Source organism: Pseudomonas sp. PS01301, from assembly GCF_029960215.1.
GTDB classification, from domain to species: Bacteria; Pseudomonadota; Gammaproteobacteria; order Pseudomonadales; family Pseudomonadaceae; genus Aquipseudomonas; species Aquipseudomonas coleopterorum.
Genome location: NZ_JASCPM010000024.1, coordinates 43,282 through 59,215, shown reverse-complemented (window position 1 = coordinate 59,215; position 15,934 = coordinate 43,282). Strand labels below are relative to the sequence as shown.

Genomic DNA, 15,934 nt, shown 5'->3' with positions numbered 1-15,934 from the left:
AAAACCCTCGCACCGATGTGCGAGGGTTTTTTTATGGTCGCGCTGTCAGTTATCGGCGACGGCGTTCTTGGCCAGGATGGCGTTGGCCAGGTCCATGTCGGACGCTTCCAGACCAGGGTTCTGCGCACGGACTTTCTGGATCGCCGCTTCCAGATACGGGCCGCGGATACCGCCTTCGCTGGCCACGAAGCTGCCGGCATCGTCCTGTGCGGCGATGATCAGCTTGTGATCCTTGAAGGTCAGGTAGGAGGAGCCGGTCGTGGCGCCAGAGGAGAGCACGTTGCGCCAGAAGGGATCGGCCATGGCCGAGCTGACGGGAAGGGACAGCAACGCGAGGGTAGCAACAGCGGTTTTGAGGCGCATGATCGAGACTCCACAGTGTGATCCGGTACGAATGTGATCCGGGGCAGTTGTCGTTCTGCTCGTTGGATAGGGTCAATGTCATTCAAGTTCCCCGAGGCGGTCGAGCGGCCCGCAGTGGCGGCTTCACATCGCGTCGATGCGCGGGGTCACGCGCAGTACTTCCTCGAGCGTGGTCAGGCCGGCAGCGATCTGCCGCGCACCCCCCAGGCGCAGACTGCGCATACCTTCCTTGCACGCCTGGCGCCTGAGCGCAGTGAAGTCGGTATTGGCGCCGATGCAGGCTTTCACACCATCGCTCAGCAGCAGCACTTCATACACGCCGGCGCGCCCGCAGTAACCCGTGTCTCGACAACGCGGACAACCGACGGCGCGCTGGGCACCCTCCGGGACGGCCATGCGCCAGGGCCCGATGAGGGCCTGCCAGCTTGTCGGATCGATATGCGTTGGCGCCTTGCAGTCAACGCACAGCGTGCGTACCAGTCGCTGCGCCATGACGCCCAGCACTGTGGCCTTGATCAGGTAATGCGCGACGCCCAGCTCCAGCAGCCGGGTGATCGCGCCCACGGCATCATTGGTGTGCAGGGTCGACACCACGAGATGGCCGGTCAGGGCGGCCTGGATCGCCATCTCGGCCGTCTCCAGGTCGCGGATCTCGCCGATCATGATGATGTCCGGATCCTGCCTCATCAGCGCACGCAAGCCGCTGGCGAAGTCCAGATCGATGTTGTGGTGTACCTGCAGCTGATTGAAGGCCGGTTCGACCATCTCGATCGGGTCTTCGATGGTGCACAGGTTGATCTGCGGCGTCGCCAGCTGCTTGAGGGTGGTGTACAGCGTGGTGGTCTTGCCCGAGCCGGTGGGGCCGGTGACCAGCACGATGCCATGAGCCTGGGTGGTCATTTGCCGCCAGCGACTCAGGTCGTCGGCCACAAGGCCGAGCTGGGCGAAATCCTTGAGCAGCACCTGTGGGTCGAAGATGCGCATCACCAGCTTTTCACCGAAGGCCGTGGGCAGGGTGGACAGGCGCAACTCGATCTCCTGGCCCTCGGGCAGGCGGGTTTTGATCCGCCCATCCTGAGGCTTGCGCTTCTCGGCGACATTCATGCGACCCAGGCTTTTCAGGCGACTGACGATGGCCAGCGTGACCTGTTCGGGGAACCGGTACACGCAATGCAGCAAGCCGTCGATGCGAAAGCGCAACGCTCCGAAGTCTCGTCGAGGCTCGATATGGATATCGCTGGCGCGTTGCTCGAACGCGTATTGGAACAGCCAGTCGACGATGTTGACCACGTGCTGGTCGCTGGCGGCAGGCGCGACCATGTCGCCCAGCTGCAGCAGTTGCTCCAGGTTGCCCGCATGGCCTGACTGGCCCTGGACTTTGGCGCCGCTGACCGAGCGGGCCAGTTGGAAGAACTGTTCGGTGAAGCGCTGGATGTCGACGGGATTGGCCACCACGCGCCTGATCGTGCGCTTGAGCACCTGGGCCAGGTCGGCCTCCCATTGACGCTGCCACGGTTGCGCGCTGGCGATGGTGACACTGTGCTCGTCCACGGCCACGGCAAGGATTCCATGGCGCTGAGCAAAGGCCTGGGGCATCAAGGCCACCACGGTGGGTACGTCGATGCACAACGGATCGATGCGCAGGTACGGTTGGTCGGCACGCTGCGCCAGCCATTGGGTCAGCGCTTCGAGGGTCAGCAATTGTCCGGGTTGGCGGAGATCGGGTAATCGGTAGTCGGCGAGTTGTTGCAGGGGGTGTGTCTGAAGCGGTTCCTTGTAGTCGAGGCTGTCGCGCAGTGCCTGGGCGCGCTCCAGCCCGATAAGGCCGTCGGCCAGCAAGTCGTCGACCAGCTCACGCAAGCACAGGTCGCAGTCAGGGCGATGCCGCAGGGTCGTGGCGACGAGGGTCATGCGGGGGCCTCCTTGGCGGTGCGCGATCTGTCGTGCCACATAGCCTAGCGCCCATGCCGGAAATTGCCCTCATGGCAACCATTGCCGCATTTGTCGCCGACTCAAGCGTACGATTGCACATGGGCCGGATGCTGAGCATCGGCCAGTTGCACATCAAGGACACTGATCAGGTTGCGCATCTTTTCCGCGATCACCTGTGCGCGATGCCAGCTCAACTCGCTCACTTGCACCTGGATTTCCAGGCTGTCCGCCACCTGGCGGGCCGCGAGCTGACAGGGAATCAGGTACTGCATGGCAAACAGGTTGAGCACCCGGCAAAGCACGTCGGCTTCGATCTCTGCACTCAGGTTGAACTGCACGGTGGTGGTCAGATTGCCAGCGGCCCAGACATCCGGGCGTAGCGGGGTCAGCGATTCAAAGGCAGACATGGGTGATCTCCGTGGTCAATGGGGAAAGTCTCCCATGGCCAACACGGTATTTCTTGCCCAACTTTGCTCGTTATGGGGCTATCTTGAATCAAACAATTTTACAATTCGAACAATGGAGAAATAATTATGCACAGCCCGCTGGATGCTTACGACCGGCGCATTCTGGCGTTGCTGCAAGAGGACGCCACGCTGTCCAGCGCGCAGATTGCCGAGCAGGTGGGGTTGTCGCAGTCGCCTTGCTGGCGGCGCATCCAGCGGCTCAAGGAAGAGGGGGTCATCCGGGCGCAGGTGACCCTGCTGGATCGCAAGAAGATCGGCTTGAACACACAGATATTCGCCGAGGTGAAACTCAACGCACACGGCCGTTCGAACTTCACCGAATTCACGGAGGCCATAAGGGGCTTTCCAGAGGTGCTGGAGTGCTATGTGCTGATGGGCAATGTCGATTTCCTGCTGCGCATCGTCACACCGGACATCGAGGCCTACGAGCGTTTCTTCTTCGAGAAGTTGTCGATGGTGCCGGGCATTCAGGAGGTGAATTCGACGGTGGCGCTGTCCGAAATCAAGTCGACCACCAGCCTGCCGGTGGATCGGTGACTAGCGAGATCAGCCGCTCCTACAGGTTCACAACACCCTGCAGGAGCGGCTAGCAGCCGCGAAAAAGTCAGACCAAACACCACAAAGCTTACTTGCGCAGCAACAGTTTCCACGCGCGATTCTGACTCACGGCGATGGCCTGTTGCATCCGCGCATCCAGCACTTCATCGGTGATGTCCAGGCTGGCCAGAGCGTGCAGCTTGTTCAGCTCGCCGAACAGGCGATCGACTTCCGGCACGTCCAGTACGCCACGGGCCAGATGCAGCCAGCTCTGGATCCGCTCGATACGCGGCAACTGCTCGGCCAGATCCTCAGGTTGCTGCTGGTAGCGGGGCAGTTGCAGCGCTGCGCCTTCCTCGGCCAGCAGATGGCCTAGCCAGCTTTGCAGCTGAGCGGCGCCCTGACGGTTACCGCGGTTGTTGCGCTCGACCGTCCACAGGCGGCCCATCAGCCAGCGCGAGGTGTTCAGCGAGAACTGGCCCCAGCGCACGTCCAGCAGCTCTTCGGCGAACTGCTCGGGTGCGGCCTTGCGCACGTCTTCGTCTTCCTGCCCGGCCTGCACCAGCGGGCGCCAGTCTTCGAGCAGGGCGTCCAGGGCAGTGCGCAGTTCGTTGCTGCTGGCGCGCGGTGCGGCCTGGCCCAGGCTGCCGACCAACCCGCGCAACTCGATGAGCTGTTGCACCCAGTCCTGCAGCAGGCGCCAGTGGCCGTTGAAGCGGTACTGCTCGGCCAGTCGCTGGCTGTTTGCCAACAGGTGCCAGGCCAGGGCGGTAAAGGCATCGTCGAGCGTCGTCTCGGCGCCCAGCTCGGGGGCGGGCAGGCTCAGCGCGTAGCTGTCCGGATCGCTGAGGCGATAGCCGCGCTCGGCCTTGCTGATGTCGCAGGGCATCAGGGGCAGTTTTTCGGCCAGCTCGGCGGCCAGCTCCAGCAATGCCGCCGGCTCGCCTTCACGCAGTTCCAGCTCCAGTTCGCAGATCTCTTCGGACTGCTTGCCGACGATGACCTTGCCCAGGTCCAGGGCCGCTTCGATCACCACCCGGGCCTTGCCGCGGCCCCAGGCGATTTCCGCCCGCTCGCGGACGAAGTTGGTGGTGAATACCGGCTTGATGGTCTTCTTGTCCAGCTCGGCCAGTTGCTCGGGCCAGCATTCGCCGTCGAGCTTCTTCAGATCGAGCTTGGCCTTGGGCAGGTTCCAGTCGTACTCGTTGCGCTGCGACAGCCCGGCCACGCTGCTGCCACGGGTCTTGAGGGTCTGGATGACCTCTTCGCCATCGCGACGCAGGCGCAGGGCGACCTTGGCCGCTGCCAGTTCGCGGGCAGGCGTGTCGAAGTACTGGTTGAACAGCTCTCGGCGCTCCCAGCCACTTTTGTTGCGCTTTTTCAGCAGGGGATGCTCACGCAGAGCAGCGAGCGTTTCGCGGCTGACGCGCAGTTTGATTTCGGTTTCTTTGTGCATGAGGGGGCAATCCAAGCGCTGGCGGACAACAACGCGCTGATGACTAGATAAGGCCGTGCAGTGTACAGCAGTCGTGCCGCGGCGGTTTATTCTTGGCGCCCGATGGCTCTATGATGGGGCTCGCCTCGGGAGGATCGTCATGCCATTGCCGTCCATGCAGGAACAATTCGCCGCCCTCATCGCGGCGCCTTCGGTCAGTTGCACCCAGCCCAGCCTGGATCAGTCCAACGGCCCGGTGATCGATCTGCTGGCCAACTGGCTGACCGAGCTGGGCTTCGCCTGCGAAATCCAGCAGGTCGAGCCCGGCAAGTTCAACCTGATCGCCACGTTCGGCAGCGGCCCTGGCGGTCTGGTGCTGGCCGGGCACAGCGACACGGTGCCTTACGACGAGGCGCTGTGGAACACCGACCCGCTCAAGCTCACCGAAGTCGATGGACGCTGGGTCGGGCTGGGCAGCTGCGACATGAAGGGCTTCTTCGCACTGGCGATCGAGGCGGTGCGTGGCCTGATCGATCAGCCGTTCAAGCAGCCGCTGATCATCCTTGCGACTTGTGACGAAGAAAGCTCGATGTCCGGTGCCAAGGCGCTGGCCGCCGCCGGCCGGCCGCTGGGCCGTGCCGCGGTCATCGGCGAGCCGACCGGGCTCAAGCCGATCCGCCTGCACAAGGGGGTGATGATGGAGCGCATCGACATCCTTGGCCGCAGTGGCCATTCCTCGGACCCAAGCCTTGGTCACAGCGCCCTTGAAGCAATGCACGGCGCAATCGGCGAGCTGATGAACCTGCGTCGGCAATGGCAGCGCGAATACAACAACGCGCAGTTCAGCGTGCCCCAACCGACCCTGAACCTGGGCTGCATCCATGGCGGCGACAACCCCAACCGCATCTGTGGGCAATGCTCGCTGGAGTTCGACCTGCGGCCGTTGCCGGGCATGGACCCACAGGTCCTGCGCACCGCCATTCGCAGCAAGCTTGCGCCGTTGGCCGAGTTGCACCAGGTGAAGATCGACTATGCACCGCTGTTCGCCGAGGTGCCACCCTTCGAGCAGCGTGCCGACACCGAGCTGGTGCGGGTTGCCGAGCGGCTGACGGGGTACACGGCGGCGGCCGTGGGCTTCGGTACCGAGGCGCCGTACTTCCAGAGCATGGGCTGCGAAACCCTGGTGCTGGGGCCAGGCAACATCGCTTGTGCGCACCAGCCCGGCGAATACCTGGAAATGTCACGTTTGCAGCCTACCGTGCGTCTATTGCGTGAACTGATCGAGCATTACTGCCTCGAATCGGTGATTGCCTAAATCGGCGTGCCTGCGGGCCGTCATCCCTGCAAGGAGTGCGCGCGTGTTGCCAAGCCTGTCACGACGATAACCCTCATACCGCTGTGCGCCGAGTGATGCTTTTCGTCCCACTTTTCTACAGGCTTCTGCCGTTATGCCCGACTACGTGAATTGGCTTCGCCACGCTTCTCCCTACATCAATGCCCACCGTGACTGTACCTTCGTGGTGATGCTGCCCGGCGAGGGCGTTGCCCACCCCAACTTCGGCAATATCGTCCACGACCTGGTGCTGTTGCACAGCATGGGTGTGCGCCTGGTGCTGGTCCACGGATCGCGCCCGCAGATCGAAAGCCGTCTGGCCGCGCGCGGCCTGAGCCCGCACTATCATCGCAACCTCAGGGTTACCGATGCGGCCACGCTCGAGTGTGTCATCGATGCGGTGGGCCATCTGCGGATCGCCATCGAGGCGCGCCTGTCCATGGACATGGCGTCCTCGCCGATGCAGGGCTCGCGGTTGCGCGTGGCCGGCGGCAATCTGGTCACGGCGCGGCCGATCGGCGTGGTCGAGGGTGTCGACTATCACCATACCGGCGAGGTGCGTCGGGTCGATCGCAAGGGCATCAACCGCCTGCTCGACGAACGCTCGATCGTGCTGTTGTCGCCGCTGGGTTACTCGCCTACCGGCGAGATCTTCAACATTGCCTGTGAAGACGTCGCAACACGGGCCGCCATCGACCTGGCGGCCGACAAGCTGCTGCTGTTCGGTGCCGAGCCGGGGCTGCTCGATGAAACCGGTCACCTGGTGCGCGAACTGCGCCCGCAGCAGGTGCCGGCGCACCTGTTGCGACTGGGCAACGATTACCAGGGGGAATTGCTCGATGCGGCCGCCCAGGCGTGCAAGGGGGGCGTCAGCCGCGCGCACATCGTCAGCTACGCCGAAGATGGCGCATTGCTCACCGAGCTGTTCACCCGCAATGGTGGCGGTACCCTGGTGGCGCAGGAGCAGTTCGAACAGGTACGCGAAGCCAACATCGAAGACGTCGGTGGCTTGCTGGACTTGATCAGCCCGCTGGAAGAGCAGGGCATCCTGGTACGCCGCTCTCGCGAAGTGCTGGAGCGCGAGATCACCCAGTTCAGCGTGGTCGAGCGTGAAGGCATGATCATTGCCTGCGCCGCGCTGTACCCGATCGCCGATTCACAGACCGGCGAGCTGGCGTGCCTGGCGGTGAATCCGGAATACCGCCATGGCGGTCGTGGCGACGAGTTGCTCGAACGTATCGAAGAGCGGGCGCGGGCGTTGGGGTTGAACACCTTGTTCGTGCTCACCACCCGCACGGCGCACTGGTTCCGCGAGCGCGGCTTCGTGCCCAGCGGGGTCGAACGCCTGCCAGCGGCACGCGCCTCGCTGTACAACTACCAGCGTAATTCGAAGATCTTCGAAAAGGCGCTATAGCGGCGCATCAGACCGACCGGTGGCGCCTTCTTCGCGGGCAGAGCCCGGCTCCCACATGAGATAAGCACATATCCATTGTGGGAGCGGGCTCTGCCCGCGAAAAGGGCGCTGCGGTGCAGCAGAGATACCGCAGGGTATTCAGCGCTGTCAGTTGCTGATGGCCAGGATGCTTGCCTGATAGGAACCGACGAACACATCGAAATCGCCCACTTCCTCGGCCTCGAGCGTCGCCTGGGCGGCCAGTGAATCGCGCGCCTGCTGTTCGAAGTGCGCCTGGTCTTGGCTGCTCAGGGGCTGTTGCCGGAAGTACTCGGCATGGGTCTGGCTCTGGCTGAAGGAAAACTCGGCGAAGCTCTGTTTCTGCTCGGCCATCTTCGCCAGGACCTGCGCCGACGGCGTCAGCGAAGGATCGCTGACCTTAGCGCGTTGCGCCGCCATCGCCTGGGCATGCTCATCGGTACCGGTACTGCGATCGAGCAATGCAGCGACGGCGTCGATACGCTCCAGCAAATCGCCGGCCCACGCCTTGAGCTCGACCGCCTCGCCATTGCGCTGCAACTGCAGGCCCGGCCGACGACCTTCCTTGACCGTGCTGAGGAAGTTGCCGGTACAGGCCGCGCATTCGTTGCTGTCGATCTGCGGGCTGCTTTCCAGCGCACAGAACAGCAGGAACGCATCGAGGAAGCGTGACTCGGTCAGGTCGACCCCGGTGGGCAGGAACGGATTGATGTCCAGGCAGCGCACTTCGATGTACTGCACACCGCGAGCCATCAATGCCTGGATCGGCCGCTCGCCACTGTAGGTCACCCGCTTGGGACGAATGTTGGAGTAGTACTCGTTCTCGATCTGCAGGATGTTGGTGTTCAACTGCACCCATTCGCCGTCCTTGTGCGTGCCCACCTGCACATACGGCGGATACGGCGTGGCCACCGCCTTGCGCAGGCTGTCGGTGTAGCTGGCCAGATCGTTGTAGCAGGGCGTCAGGCCGGCCTGGGCATTGCTCTGGTACCCCAGGTCGCTCATGCGCAGGCTGGTGGCGTAGGGCAGGTACAGGGTTTGTGCATCCAACTGCTCGAGCTGATGGGCGCGGCCGCGCAGGAAGCCGGCATCCAGTGCCGGCGAGGCGCCGAACAGGTACATCAGCAACCAGCTGTAGCGACGGAAATTTCGAATCAGCGCGATGTACGCGGAAGACTGGTAATCACGATCGGTACCGACATAGCCATCAGCCTGCTTGAGCACCGGCCACAGCTGCTCGGGCAGGGAGAAGTTGTAGTGAATGCCGGCGATGCACTGCATGGTGCGGCCGTAACGCAGGGACAGGCCCTGGCGATAGACGTACTTGAGGCGGCCGATGTTCGAGGTGCCGTAGTAGGCCAGCGGAATATCTTCCTCGGCCGGCAGCGGGCAGGGCATGGAGGGACTCCACAGGTACTCGCTGCCCAGCTTGCTATACACGAAGCGGTGAATCTGCTCCAGGCTGTGCAGGGTCTGTGCGGGATCCTCGAGTGCGGGCGTGATGAATTCCAGCAGCGATTCGGAGTAATCCGTGGTGACCTGTTCGTTGGTCAGCGCCGATCCCAGCGCCTCGGGGTGCGGCGTCTGTGCCAGGCGACCCTCGTGGTTGACGCGCAGGCACTCACGCTCGATGCCATGCAGGCACTGCGCGAGCAGAGAAAGGGTGGCAGGCTCGCCGAGCAAAGTCAGGCGGCGGTTGAGAAATTCGCTCAAGTTGGATTCCTTCACGCGTCAGTCGCCCCGATATGGGGGTGGAGCGGACGGTCTGCAAGGGTGAAGACAAAAAGGAACCGGCGTCGTCGCCTGGTTTCGATCGGGCAAGGTACAGGCCGTACTGCAATCGACACCGCCTGCGCCGTGCCGAAATTACCGCAGAACGACCCCTTCGGGCTAGAGAACCACGAAAGTACCTTGTGCCTTTGCCATCAGTTTTTCGCCCTGAAGCACCTCGGCCTCCACCACCATCGTGCGTCGGCCGGCGTGCAATACCTGGGCCTTGCAGATCACCTCACCTTCTGACACCGCGCGAAGGTAATTGATCTTGCATTCGAGCGTGACGCTTTGATTATCGAAACCGTGGGCGGTCGAGCACGCCAGGCCCATGGCAATGTCGACCAGACTGAAGATGGCCCCGCCGTGCATCACCTGGCCGCGGTTGCGCAGGTGCTCGGCCATGGGCAGTGCCACTTCCGCCACACCGGCATCCAGGCGTCGCACCTGGCAGCCGAGCTCGCGAAAGTAGGCGCTCTGGGTCAGATCGTCGTCGATCTGCATCAGCGTTTCTTCAACTGTTTGGCATTGGCGAACAACGACGCCATGGCGCCGTTGGCGGGCGCGGCGGCTTCCTTGACGCGGGTCGGAGCGGCCTGCTGACGGGCTGCGGCACCGGGACGGCTGCCCCTTGCACCGTCGATCTTCTCGCCGGGCGTGTCGCCCATGCGCATCGACAGCCCCACGCGTTTGCGCGGAATGTCCACTTCCATCACCTTGACCTTGACCACGTCGCCGGCCTTCACCGCTTCACGCGGATCCTTGATGAATTTTTCCGACAGCGCCGAGATGTGCACCAGACCGTCCTGGTGCACGCCGATATCGACGAAGGCGCCGAAGTTGGTCACGTTGGTCACCACGCCTTCGAGCACCATGCCCAGTTGCAGGTCCTTGAGCTCTTCCACACCGTCCTGGAACTCGGCGGTCTTGAACTCCGGACGCGGGTCGCGGCCCGGCTTGTCCAGCTCCTGCAGGATGTCGGTCACGGTCGGCAGGCCGAAGGTTTCATCGGTGAATTTTTTCGGGTCCAGGCGCTTGAGGAAACCGCTGTCGCCGATCAGCGAACGGATATCCCGATCGGTACCGGCGGCGATGCGCTGCACCAGCACATAGGCTTCGGGGTGCACGGCCGAGGCGTCCAGCGGATTGTCGCCGTTCATGACGCGCAGGAAGCCGGCCGCCTGTTCGAAGGTTTTTTCGCCCAGGCGCGAGACTTTCTTCAGTGCTGCGCGGGTCCGGAACGCACCGTGCTCATCGCGGTGGGCGACGATGTTCTGCGCCAGCGTGGCATTGAGCCCGGAAATACGCGCCAACAGGGCCACGGAGGCGGTGTTGACGTCCACGCCCACGGCGTTCACGCAGTCTTCCACCACGGCATCCAGGCCGCGTGCCAGCTTGAGCTGCGAGACGTCGTGCTGGTACTGACCCACACCGATGGATTTCGGATCGATCTTGACCAGTTCGGCCAGTGGATCCTGCAGGCGCCGAGCGATGGACACCGCACCGCGGATCGATACGTCCAGGTCGGGAAACTCACGCGCCGCCAGCTCCGAGGCCGAATACACCGAGGCACCGGCTTCGGAAACCATGACCTTGGTCATTTTCAGGCCGGGGTATTTCTTGATCAGCTCGGCGGCCAGCTTGTCGGTCTCGCGGCTGGCAGTGCCATTGCCAATGGCGATCAGGTCCACGGCATGCTTGGCGCACAGTGCAGCCAGCGTGGCCAGGGTCTGGTCCCATTTGTTGTGAGGCACGTGCGGGTACACCGTGGCGTGATCGAGCAACTTGCCGGTCGCATCCACCACCGCCACCTTGCAGCCGGTACGCAGGCCAGGGTCCAGGCCGAGGGTGGCGCGCGGACCCGCCGGGGCGGCCAGCAGCAGGTCATGCAGGTTGTGTGCGAAGACGTTGATGGCTTCGCTTTCGGCGTTCTCGCGCAGCTCGCTCAGCAGGTCGGTTTCCAGGTGGGTGTAGAGCTTGACCTTCCACGTCCAGCGCACCACCTCACCGAGCCACTTGTCGGCGGCGCGCTGCTGATTTTTCACGCCGAAGTGCTCGCCGATCATCATCTCGCACGGGTGTAGGGTGCCCGGAAGTTCTTCGCCCACTTTCAGCGAAGAGCCGAGAATGCCTTCGTTGCGCCCGCGGAAAATGGCCAGGGCGCGGTGCGAGGGCATGCTCTTGAGTGGCTCGTCGTGCTCGAAGTAGTCGCGGAACTTGGCGCCTTCTTCTTCCTTGCCTGCCAGCACTCGGGCGCTGAGTACCGCTTCCTGCTTGAGGAAGCCGCGCAGCTTGGCCAGCAGTGTGGCGTCTTCGGCGAAGCGCTCCATCAGGATGTACTTGGCGCCTTCCAGTGCTGCCTTGACGTCGAGCACACCTTTATCGCCGTCGACGAAGCGGGCTGCTTCGATTTCCGGGTTCAGCGTCGGATCGGCGAACAGGCCGTCGGCCAGCTCGCCAAGGCCGGCTTCCAGGGCGATCTGGCCCTTGGTGCGGCGCTTCTGCTTGTACGGCAGGTAGAGGTCTTCCAGGCGTGTCTTGGTATCGGCCTGCTGGATCTCGCGGGTCAGCTCGGGCGTCAGCTTGCCCTGTTCCTCGATGCTGGCCAGGATACTGGCGCGGCGCTCGTCGAGTTCGCGCAGGTAGCGCAGGCGCTCTTCGAGGTGACGCAGCTGGGTGTCGTCCAGGCTGCCGGTCGCCTCCTTGCGGTAACGAGCGATGAAAGGCACGGTCGAACCTTCATCCAGCAGTGCGACGGCCGCTTCGACCTGTTGAGGGCGGACGCCGAGTTCCTCGGCGATGCGGCTGTTTATGCTGATCATGATAACCACCTGAAAAATGATAGGTACAAGGTGCAGTCCCCCGTATGCCTGGTGTATGGGCACGTTTCGGGCACCGTGGCAGCGGACGCTTTCATGCGAACGTTGCCGCTGACGAGCCGCGCAGTATACCCAGCGATATCGTCTCGGCGCGAACCCCAAGCCTTGACGATCAAGGAATGTGGCTGGCGGCCAAAGAAAAATCTGCTAACAATGCACACGGCACGAGCGTCGGCAGCTACGCCATAATGCGCGCCGAGATCAGAGGAGCAACCCATGAGCAGTACCGCACAAGCAGCCGAAGGTGAAAAGATCCTCATCGTTGACGACGATCCGGGATTGAGCAGCTTGCTGGAGCGATTCTTCACCAGCAAAGGCTACCGTGCGCGCGCCGTGCCCAACGTCGAGCAAATGGATCGCCTGCTGGCTCGCGAAGTGTTCCATCTGGTGGTGCTGGACCTGATGCTGCCCGGCGAAGATGGCCTGTCCGCCTGCCGCCGCATGCGCGCCGGCAACAATCAGGTCCCGATCATCATGTTGACCGCCAAGGGTGACGAACTCAGCCGCATCAAGGGTCTGGAACTGGGCGCGGACGACTACCTGGCCAAGCCCTTCAACCCCGACGAGCTGATGGCCCGGGTCAAGGCCGTGCTGCGTCGTCAGTCGGCACCGGTGCCGGGCGCTCCGGGCAGCGAGGACGAATCGGTGTCCTTCGGCGACTACGAGCTGTCCCTGGCCACCCGCGAGCTCAAGCGCGGCGACGAAGTGCACATGCTTACCACCGGCGAGTTCGCCGTGCTCAAGGCCCTGGTGATGAACGCTCGTCAGCCACTGACCCGCGACAAGCTGATGAACCTGGCCCGTGGACGTGAATGGGACGCTCTGGAGCGCTCCATCGACGTGCAGATCTCGCGCCTGCGCCGCATGATCGAACCCGATCCGTCCAAGCCGCGATACATCCAAACGGTATGGGGCGTGGGTTACGTATTCGTACCCGATGGCAACGCCGCCCGGTAGACTTCAGGGGTTTTTGTAGGGTCGATATCCTGAATCACATGTTGATTCGGGATATTCGTCATTCAGAATGTCTGCGAGCCTGCTCGCTCCTGCAACGTATGTGACCGCCGCGCAATGAAGACCCCTGTCTGGTTTCCCCAAAGTTTCTTCGCCCGAACCCTCTGGCTGGTGCTGGTCGTCGTCCTGTTTTCCAAGGCTCTGACCTTGGTCTACCTGTTGATGAACGAAGACGTGCTGGTCGACCGCCAGTACAGTCACGGTGTGGCGCTGACCCTGCGTGCCTACTGGGCGGCGGACGAGAACAATCGCGACCAGATCGCTGACGCCGCAGGCTTGATTCGCGTGGTCGGCGGCGGTGTGCCAGAAGGCGAACAGCATTGGCCGTACAGTGAAATCTACCAACGCCAGATGCAGGCCGAGCTGGGCGAGGACACCGAAGTGCGCTTGCGCGTCCATGCGCCGCCCGCCCTGTGGGTGCGTGCGCCGAGCCTGGGCGCTGGCTGGTTGAAGGTGCCTTTGTACCCGCACCCGTTGCGCGGGCAGAAGATCTGGAGCGTACTGGGCTGGTTTCTGGCGATCGGCCTGTTGTCGACCGCTTCGGCCTGGATCTTCGTGCGTCAGCTCAACCAACCGCTCAAGCGTCTGGTGTTCGCCGCCCGTCAGCTGGGGCAGGGCCGCAGCGTGCGCCTGCCGGTGAGCGATACGCCCAGTGAGATGACCGAGGTGTACCGGGCGTTCAACCAGATGGCCGAAGACGTCGAACAGGCCGGTCGCGAGCGCGAGCTGATGCTTGCCGGCGTCTCCCATGACCTGCGCACGCCGCTGACCCGGCTGCGGCTGTCGCTGGAACTGATGACCTCGGACAACGAATTCACCCCTGACATGGTCCGCGACATCGAGGACATGGACGCGATCCTCGATCAGTTCCTGGCCTTCATTCGCGACGGACGCGACGAAAAAGTCGAGGTCGTCGATCTGGGGAATCTGGTGCAGGAAGTCGTTGCGCCCTACAACCAGGCGCAGGAGCAGGTATTGCTTCGCCTGGAACCGATCCCACCGTTCCCGCTGCGCCGGGTGTCGATGAAGCGGCTGTTGAACAACCTGATCGGCAACGCGCTCTACCATGCCGGCAGCGGTGTGGAGGTGGCGGTCAACGTTTCGGGCGACGACAACGCGCCCTATGTGGTGCTCAGCGTGCTGGACCGTGGCGCCGGTATCGATCCGGGGGAACTGGTTGGCATCTTCGACCCGTTCATCCGCGGCGATCGCGCGCGCAGTGGCAAGGGCACCGGGTTGGGTCTGGCGATCGTCAAGCGCATTGCCGCCATGCATGGCGGCAACGTGGAACTGCGCAATCGCTCGACGGGCGGGCTGGAGGCGCGGGTGCGGCTACCACTGGGCCTGATGCTGCCCAGGGATGCTGTCTAGGAACTAGCCCTTGCCCTTGGTGCGGGTCATGTTCGGGCCTCTGTTCTTTTCGATGTGCTCGATGATCATCCCGGCCACGTCCTTGCCGGTAGTCACCTCGATGCCTTCCAGGCCAGGCGATGAATTGACCTCCATCACCAAGGGGCCATGGTTGGAGCGCAGGATGTCCACGCCGGCGACGCTGAGCCCCATCACCTTGGCTGCGCGGATCGCGGTCATGCGCTCTTCCGGGGTGATCTTGATCAAGCTGGCGCTGCCGCCACGATGCAGGTTGGAGCGAAACTCACCGGGTTTGGCCTGGCGTTTCATGGCTGCAATCACCTTGTCACCCACCACGAAGCAGCGAATGTCGGCGCCGCCGGCTTCCTTGATGTACTCCTGAACCATGATGTTCTGCTTGAGGCCCATGAACGCCTCGATCACCGACTCGGCGGCGGTAGCGGTTTCACACAGCACCACGCCGATGCCCTGTGTGCCTTCGAGCACCTTGATCACCAGCGGGGCGCCATTGACCATGCTGATCAGGTCGGGGATGTCGTCCGGCGAGTGGGCGAAGCCGGTGACAGGCAGGCCGATGCCGCGCCGCGACAGCAGTTGCAGCGAGCGCAGCTTGTCGCGCGAGCGGGCGATGGCCACCGATTCGTTCAGCGGAAAGACGTCCATCATTTCGAACTGACGCAGCACCGCACAGCCATAGAAGGTGACCGACGCACCGATGCGCGGAATGACCGCATCGAAGCCCTGCAGCGGCTTGCCCCGGTAGTGGATCTGCGGCTTGTGACTGGCGATGTTCATGTACGCGCGCAGTGTGTCGATCACGACCATTTCATGGCCACGGGCAGTGCCGGCTTCGATCAGACGACGAGTGGAATACAGACGCGGATTGCGCGACAGCACAGCGATCTTCATGCAACACCTGTGGCAGAGGTAGTAGAGGCCGGGAACACCGGCTTGTCTTGAACGTAGGTGACGCCAGGGTTCACGACCAGTTGGCCATGGACCAGCGCCTTGGAACCCAGCAGCAGGCGGTAACGCATGGATTTACGGCAGGCCAGGGTGAATTCGACCGTCCAGACCCGGTCGCCCAGGGCCAGGGTGGTCTTGATCACGTAGCGCGTCTGCGCATGGCCATTGGAGCTCTTGATGGTCTTCATGGCCACCAGCGGCGCTTCACAGCGTCTGTGGCGCAGTTGCACCACGGTGCCCAGGTGGGCGGTGAAACGCACCCACTTCTCACCGGCACGGGTAAACGGTTCGATGTCCGTGGCGTGCAGGCTGGAGGTGCTGGCGCCGGTGTCGATCTTGGCGCGCAGGCCGGCGACACCCAGGTCGGGCAGCGCCACCCACTCGCGCAGACCGATGACGGTCAGGTGATCAAATGTTTTCAAATTCGGCAAACCG

The 15,934-nt window shown here is 63.2% G+C and carries 14 protein-coding genes; 5 read left to right on the top strand and 9 right to left on the bottom strand.

Annotation, left to right across the window (positions count from 1 at the left end; translation table 11 throughout):
- Positions 1-45: 45 nt before the first annotated feature.
- The 3 genes from QMX89_RS14155 to QMX89_RS14145 all read right to left on the bottom strand — a co-directional run bounded on the left by QMX89_RS14155 (position 46) and on the right by QMX89_RS14145 (position 2,702).
- Positions 46-363: a DUF2388 domain-containing protein gene (locus tag QMX89_RS14155; protein ID WP_043192301.1), complete on the bottom strand. Its 318-nt coding sequence runs from the start codon at positions 361-363 to the stop codon at positions 46-48.
- A 123-nt stretch (positions 364-486) separates the two neighbouring features.
- The gene (locus QMX89_RS14150; protein ID WP_282348671.1) at positions 487-2,274 is read right to left on the bottom strand and encodes a type II/IV secretion system protein; all 1,788 of its coding nucleotides are present in this window, start codon (positions 2,272-2,274) and stop codon (positions 487-489) included.
- A gap of 101 nt (positions 2,275-2,375) precedes the next feature.
- Positions 2,376-2,702, bottom strand: coding sequence for a hypothetical protein (locus QMX89_RS14145; protein ID WP_282348670.1), 327 nt, complete (start codon positions 2,700-2,702; stop codon positions 2,376-2,378).
- 126 nt (positions 2,703-2,828) lie between these two features.
- Between QMX89_RS14145 and QMX89_RS14140 the strand changes: the two genes are divergently transcribed.
- Entirely contained in the window at positions 2,829-3,299 is a 471-nt protein-coding gene (locus tag QMX89_RS14140) for an Lrp/AsnC family transcriptional regulator (RefSeq protein ID WP_049860248.1), read from the top strand.
- Positions 3,300-3,387: 88 nt separating this feature from the next.
- Here the strand turns inward: QMX89_RS14140 and QMX89_RS14135 are convergent, their stop codons facing one another.
- Positions 3,388-4,755 carry a CYTH domain-containing protein gene (locus QMX89_RS14135; protein ID WP_282348668.1) on the bottom strand — a complete coding sequence of 456 codons (1,368 nt, stop codon included), beginning with the start codon at positions 4,753-4,755 and terminating at the stop codon, positions 3,388-3,390.
- Positions 4,756-4,894: 139 nt separating this feature from the next.
- On the opposite strand from QMX89_RS14135, the gene argE reads away from it, so the two are divergent.
- Both argE and argA read left to right on the top strand, forming a co-directional pair.
- Positions 4,895-6,049: an acetylornithine deacetylase gene (gene argE / locus QMX89_RS14130; RefSeq protein WP_282348667.1), complete on the top strand. Its 1,155-nt coding sequence runs from the start codon at positions 4,895-4,897 to the stop codon at positions 6,047-6,049.
- Between the two features lie 133 nt (positions 6,050-6,182).
- Positions 6,183-7,481 carry an amino-acid N-acetyltransferase gene (argA, locus tag QMX89_RS14125; protein WP_049860245.1) on the top strand — a complete coding sequence of 433 codons (1,299 nt, stop codon included), beginning with the start codon at positions 6,183-6,185 and terminating at the stop codon, positions 7,479-7,481.
- 147 nt (positions 7,482-7,628) lie between these two features.
- Here argA and gshA read toward each other — a convergent pair whose 3' ends face one another.
- From gshA to QMX89_RS14110, 3 genes are all read right to left on the bottom strand, one after another.
- Entirely contained in the window at positions 7,629-9,212 is a 1,584-nt protein-coding gene (gene gshA / locus QMX89_RS14120) for a glutamate--cysteine ligase (RefSeq protein WP_282348666.1), read from the bottom strand.
- 177 nt (positions 9,213-9,389) lie between these two features.
- Positions 9,390-9,773, bottom strand: coding sequence for a PaaI family thioesterase (locus QMX89_RS14115; protein WP_282348665.1), 384 nt, complete (start codon positions 9,771-9,773; stop codon positions 9,390-9,392).
- On the bottom strand, positions 9,773-12,091 hold the full coding sequence (locus QMX89_RS14110) for a Tex family protein (RefSeq protein WP_282348664.1): 2,319 nt from the start codon (positions 12,089-12,091) through the stop codon (positions 9,773-9,775). The genes QMX89_RS14115 and QMX89_RS14110 overlap by 1 nt, the downstream gene beginning before the upstream one ends.
- Before the next feature lie 273 nt (positions 12,092-12,364).
- Here QMX89_RS14110 and ompR point away from each other — a divergent pair, with 273 nt between their 5' ends.
- Positions 12,365-13,105 (top strand): two-component system response regulator OmpR, encoded by a 741-nt coding sequence (ompR, locus tag QMX89_RS14105; protein WP_043192310.1) that lies wholly within the window; start codon positions 12,365-12,367, stop codon positions 13,103-13,105.
- 114 nt (positions 13,106-13,219) lie between these two features.
- On the top strand, positions 13,220-14,533 hold the full coding sequence (locus QMX89_RS14100) for an ATP-binding protein (RefSeq protein ID WP_049860241.1): 1,314 nt from the start codon (positions 13,220-13,222) through the stop codon (positions 14,531-14,533).
- Between the two features lie 3 nt (positions 14,534-14,536).
- Here the strand turns inward: QMX89_RS14100 and rimK are convergent, their stop codons facing one another.
- Entirely contained in the window at positions 14,537-15,442 is a 906-nt protein-coding gene (gene rimK / locus QMX89_RS14095) for a 30S ribosomal protein S6--L-glutamate ligase (protein ID WP_049860240.1), read from the bottom strand.
- A complete protein-coding gene (locus QMX89_RS14090) occupies positions 15,439-15,861 on the bottom strand; it encodes an ATP-dependent zinc protease (RefSeq protein ID WP_236690498.1) in 423 nt (140 codons plus the stop codon). Before QMX89_RS14090 ends, rimK begins: the two co-directional genes overlap by 4 nt.
- Between the last annotated feature and the right edge of the window lie 73 nt (positions 15,862-15,934).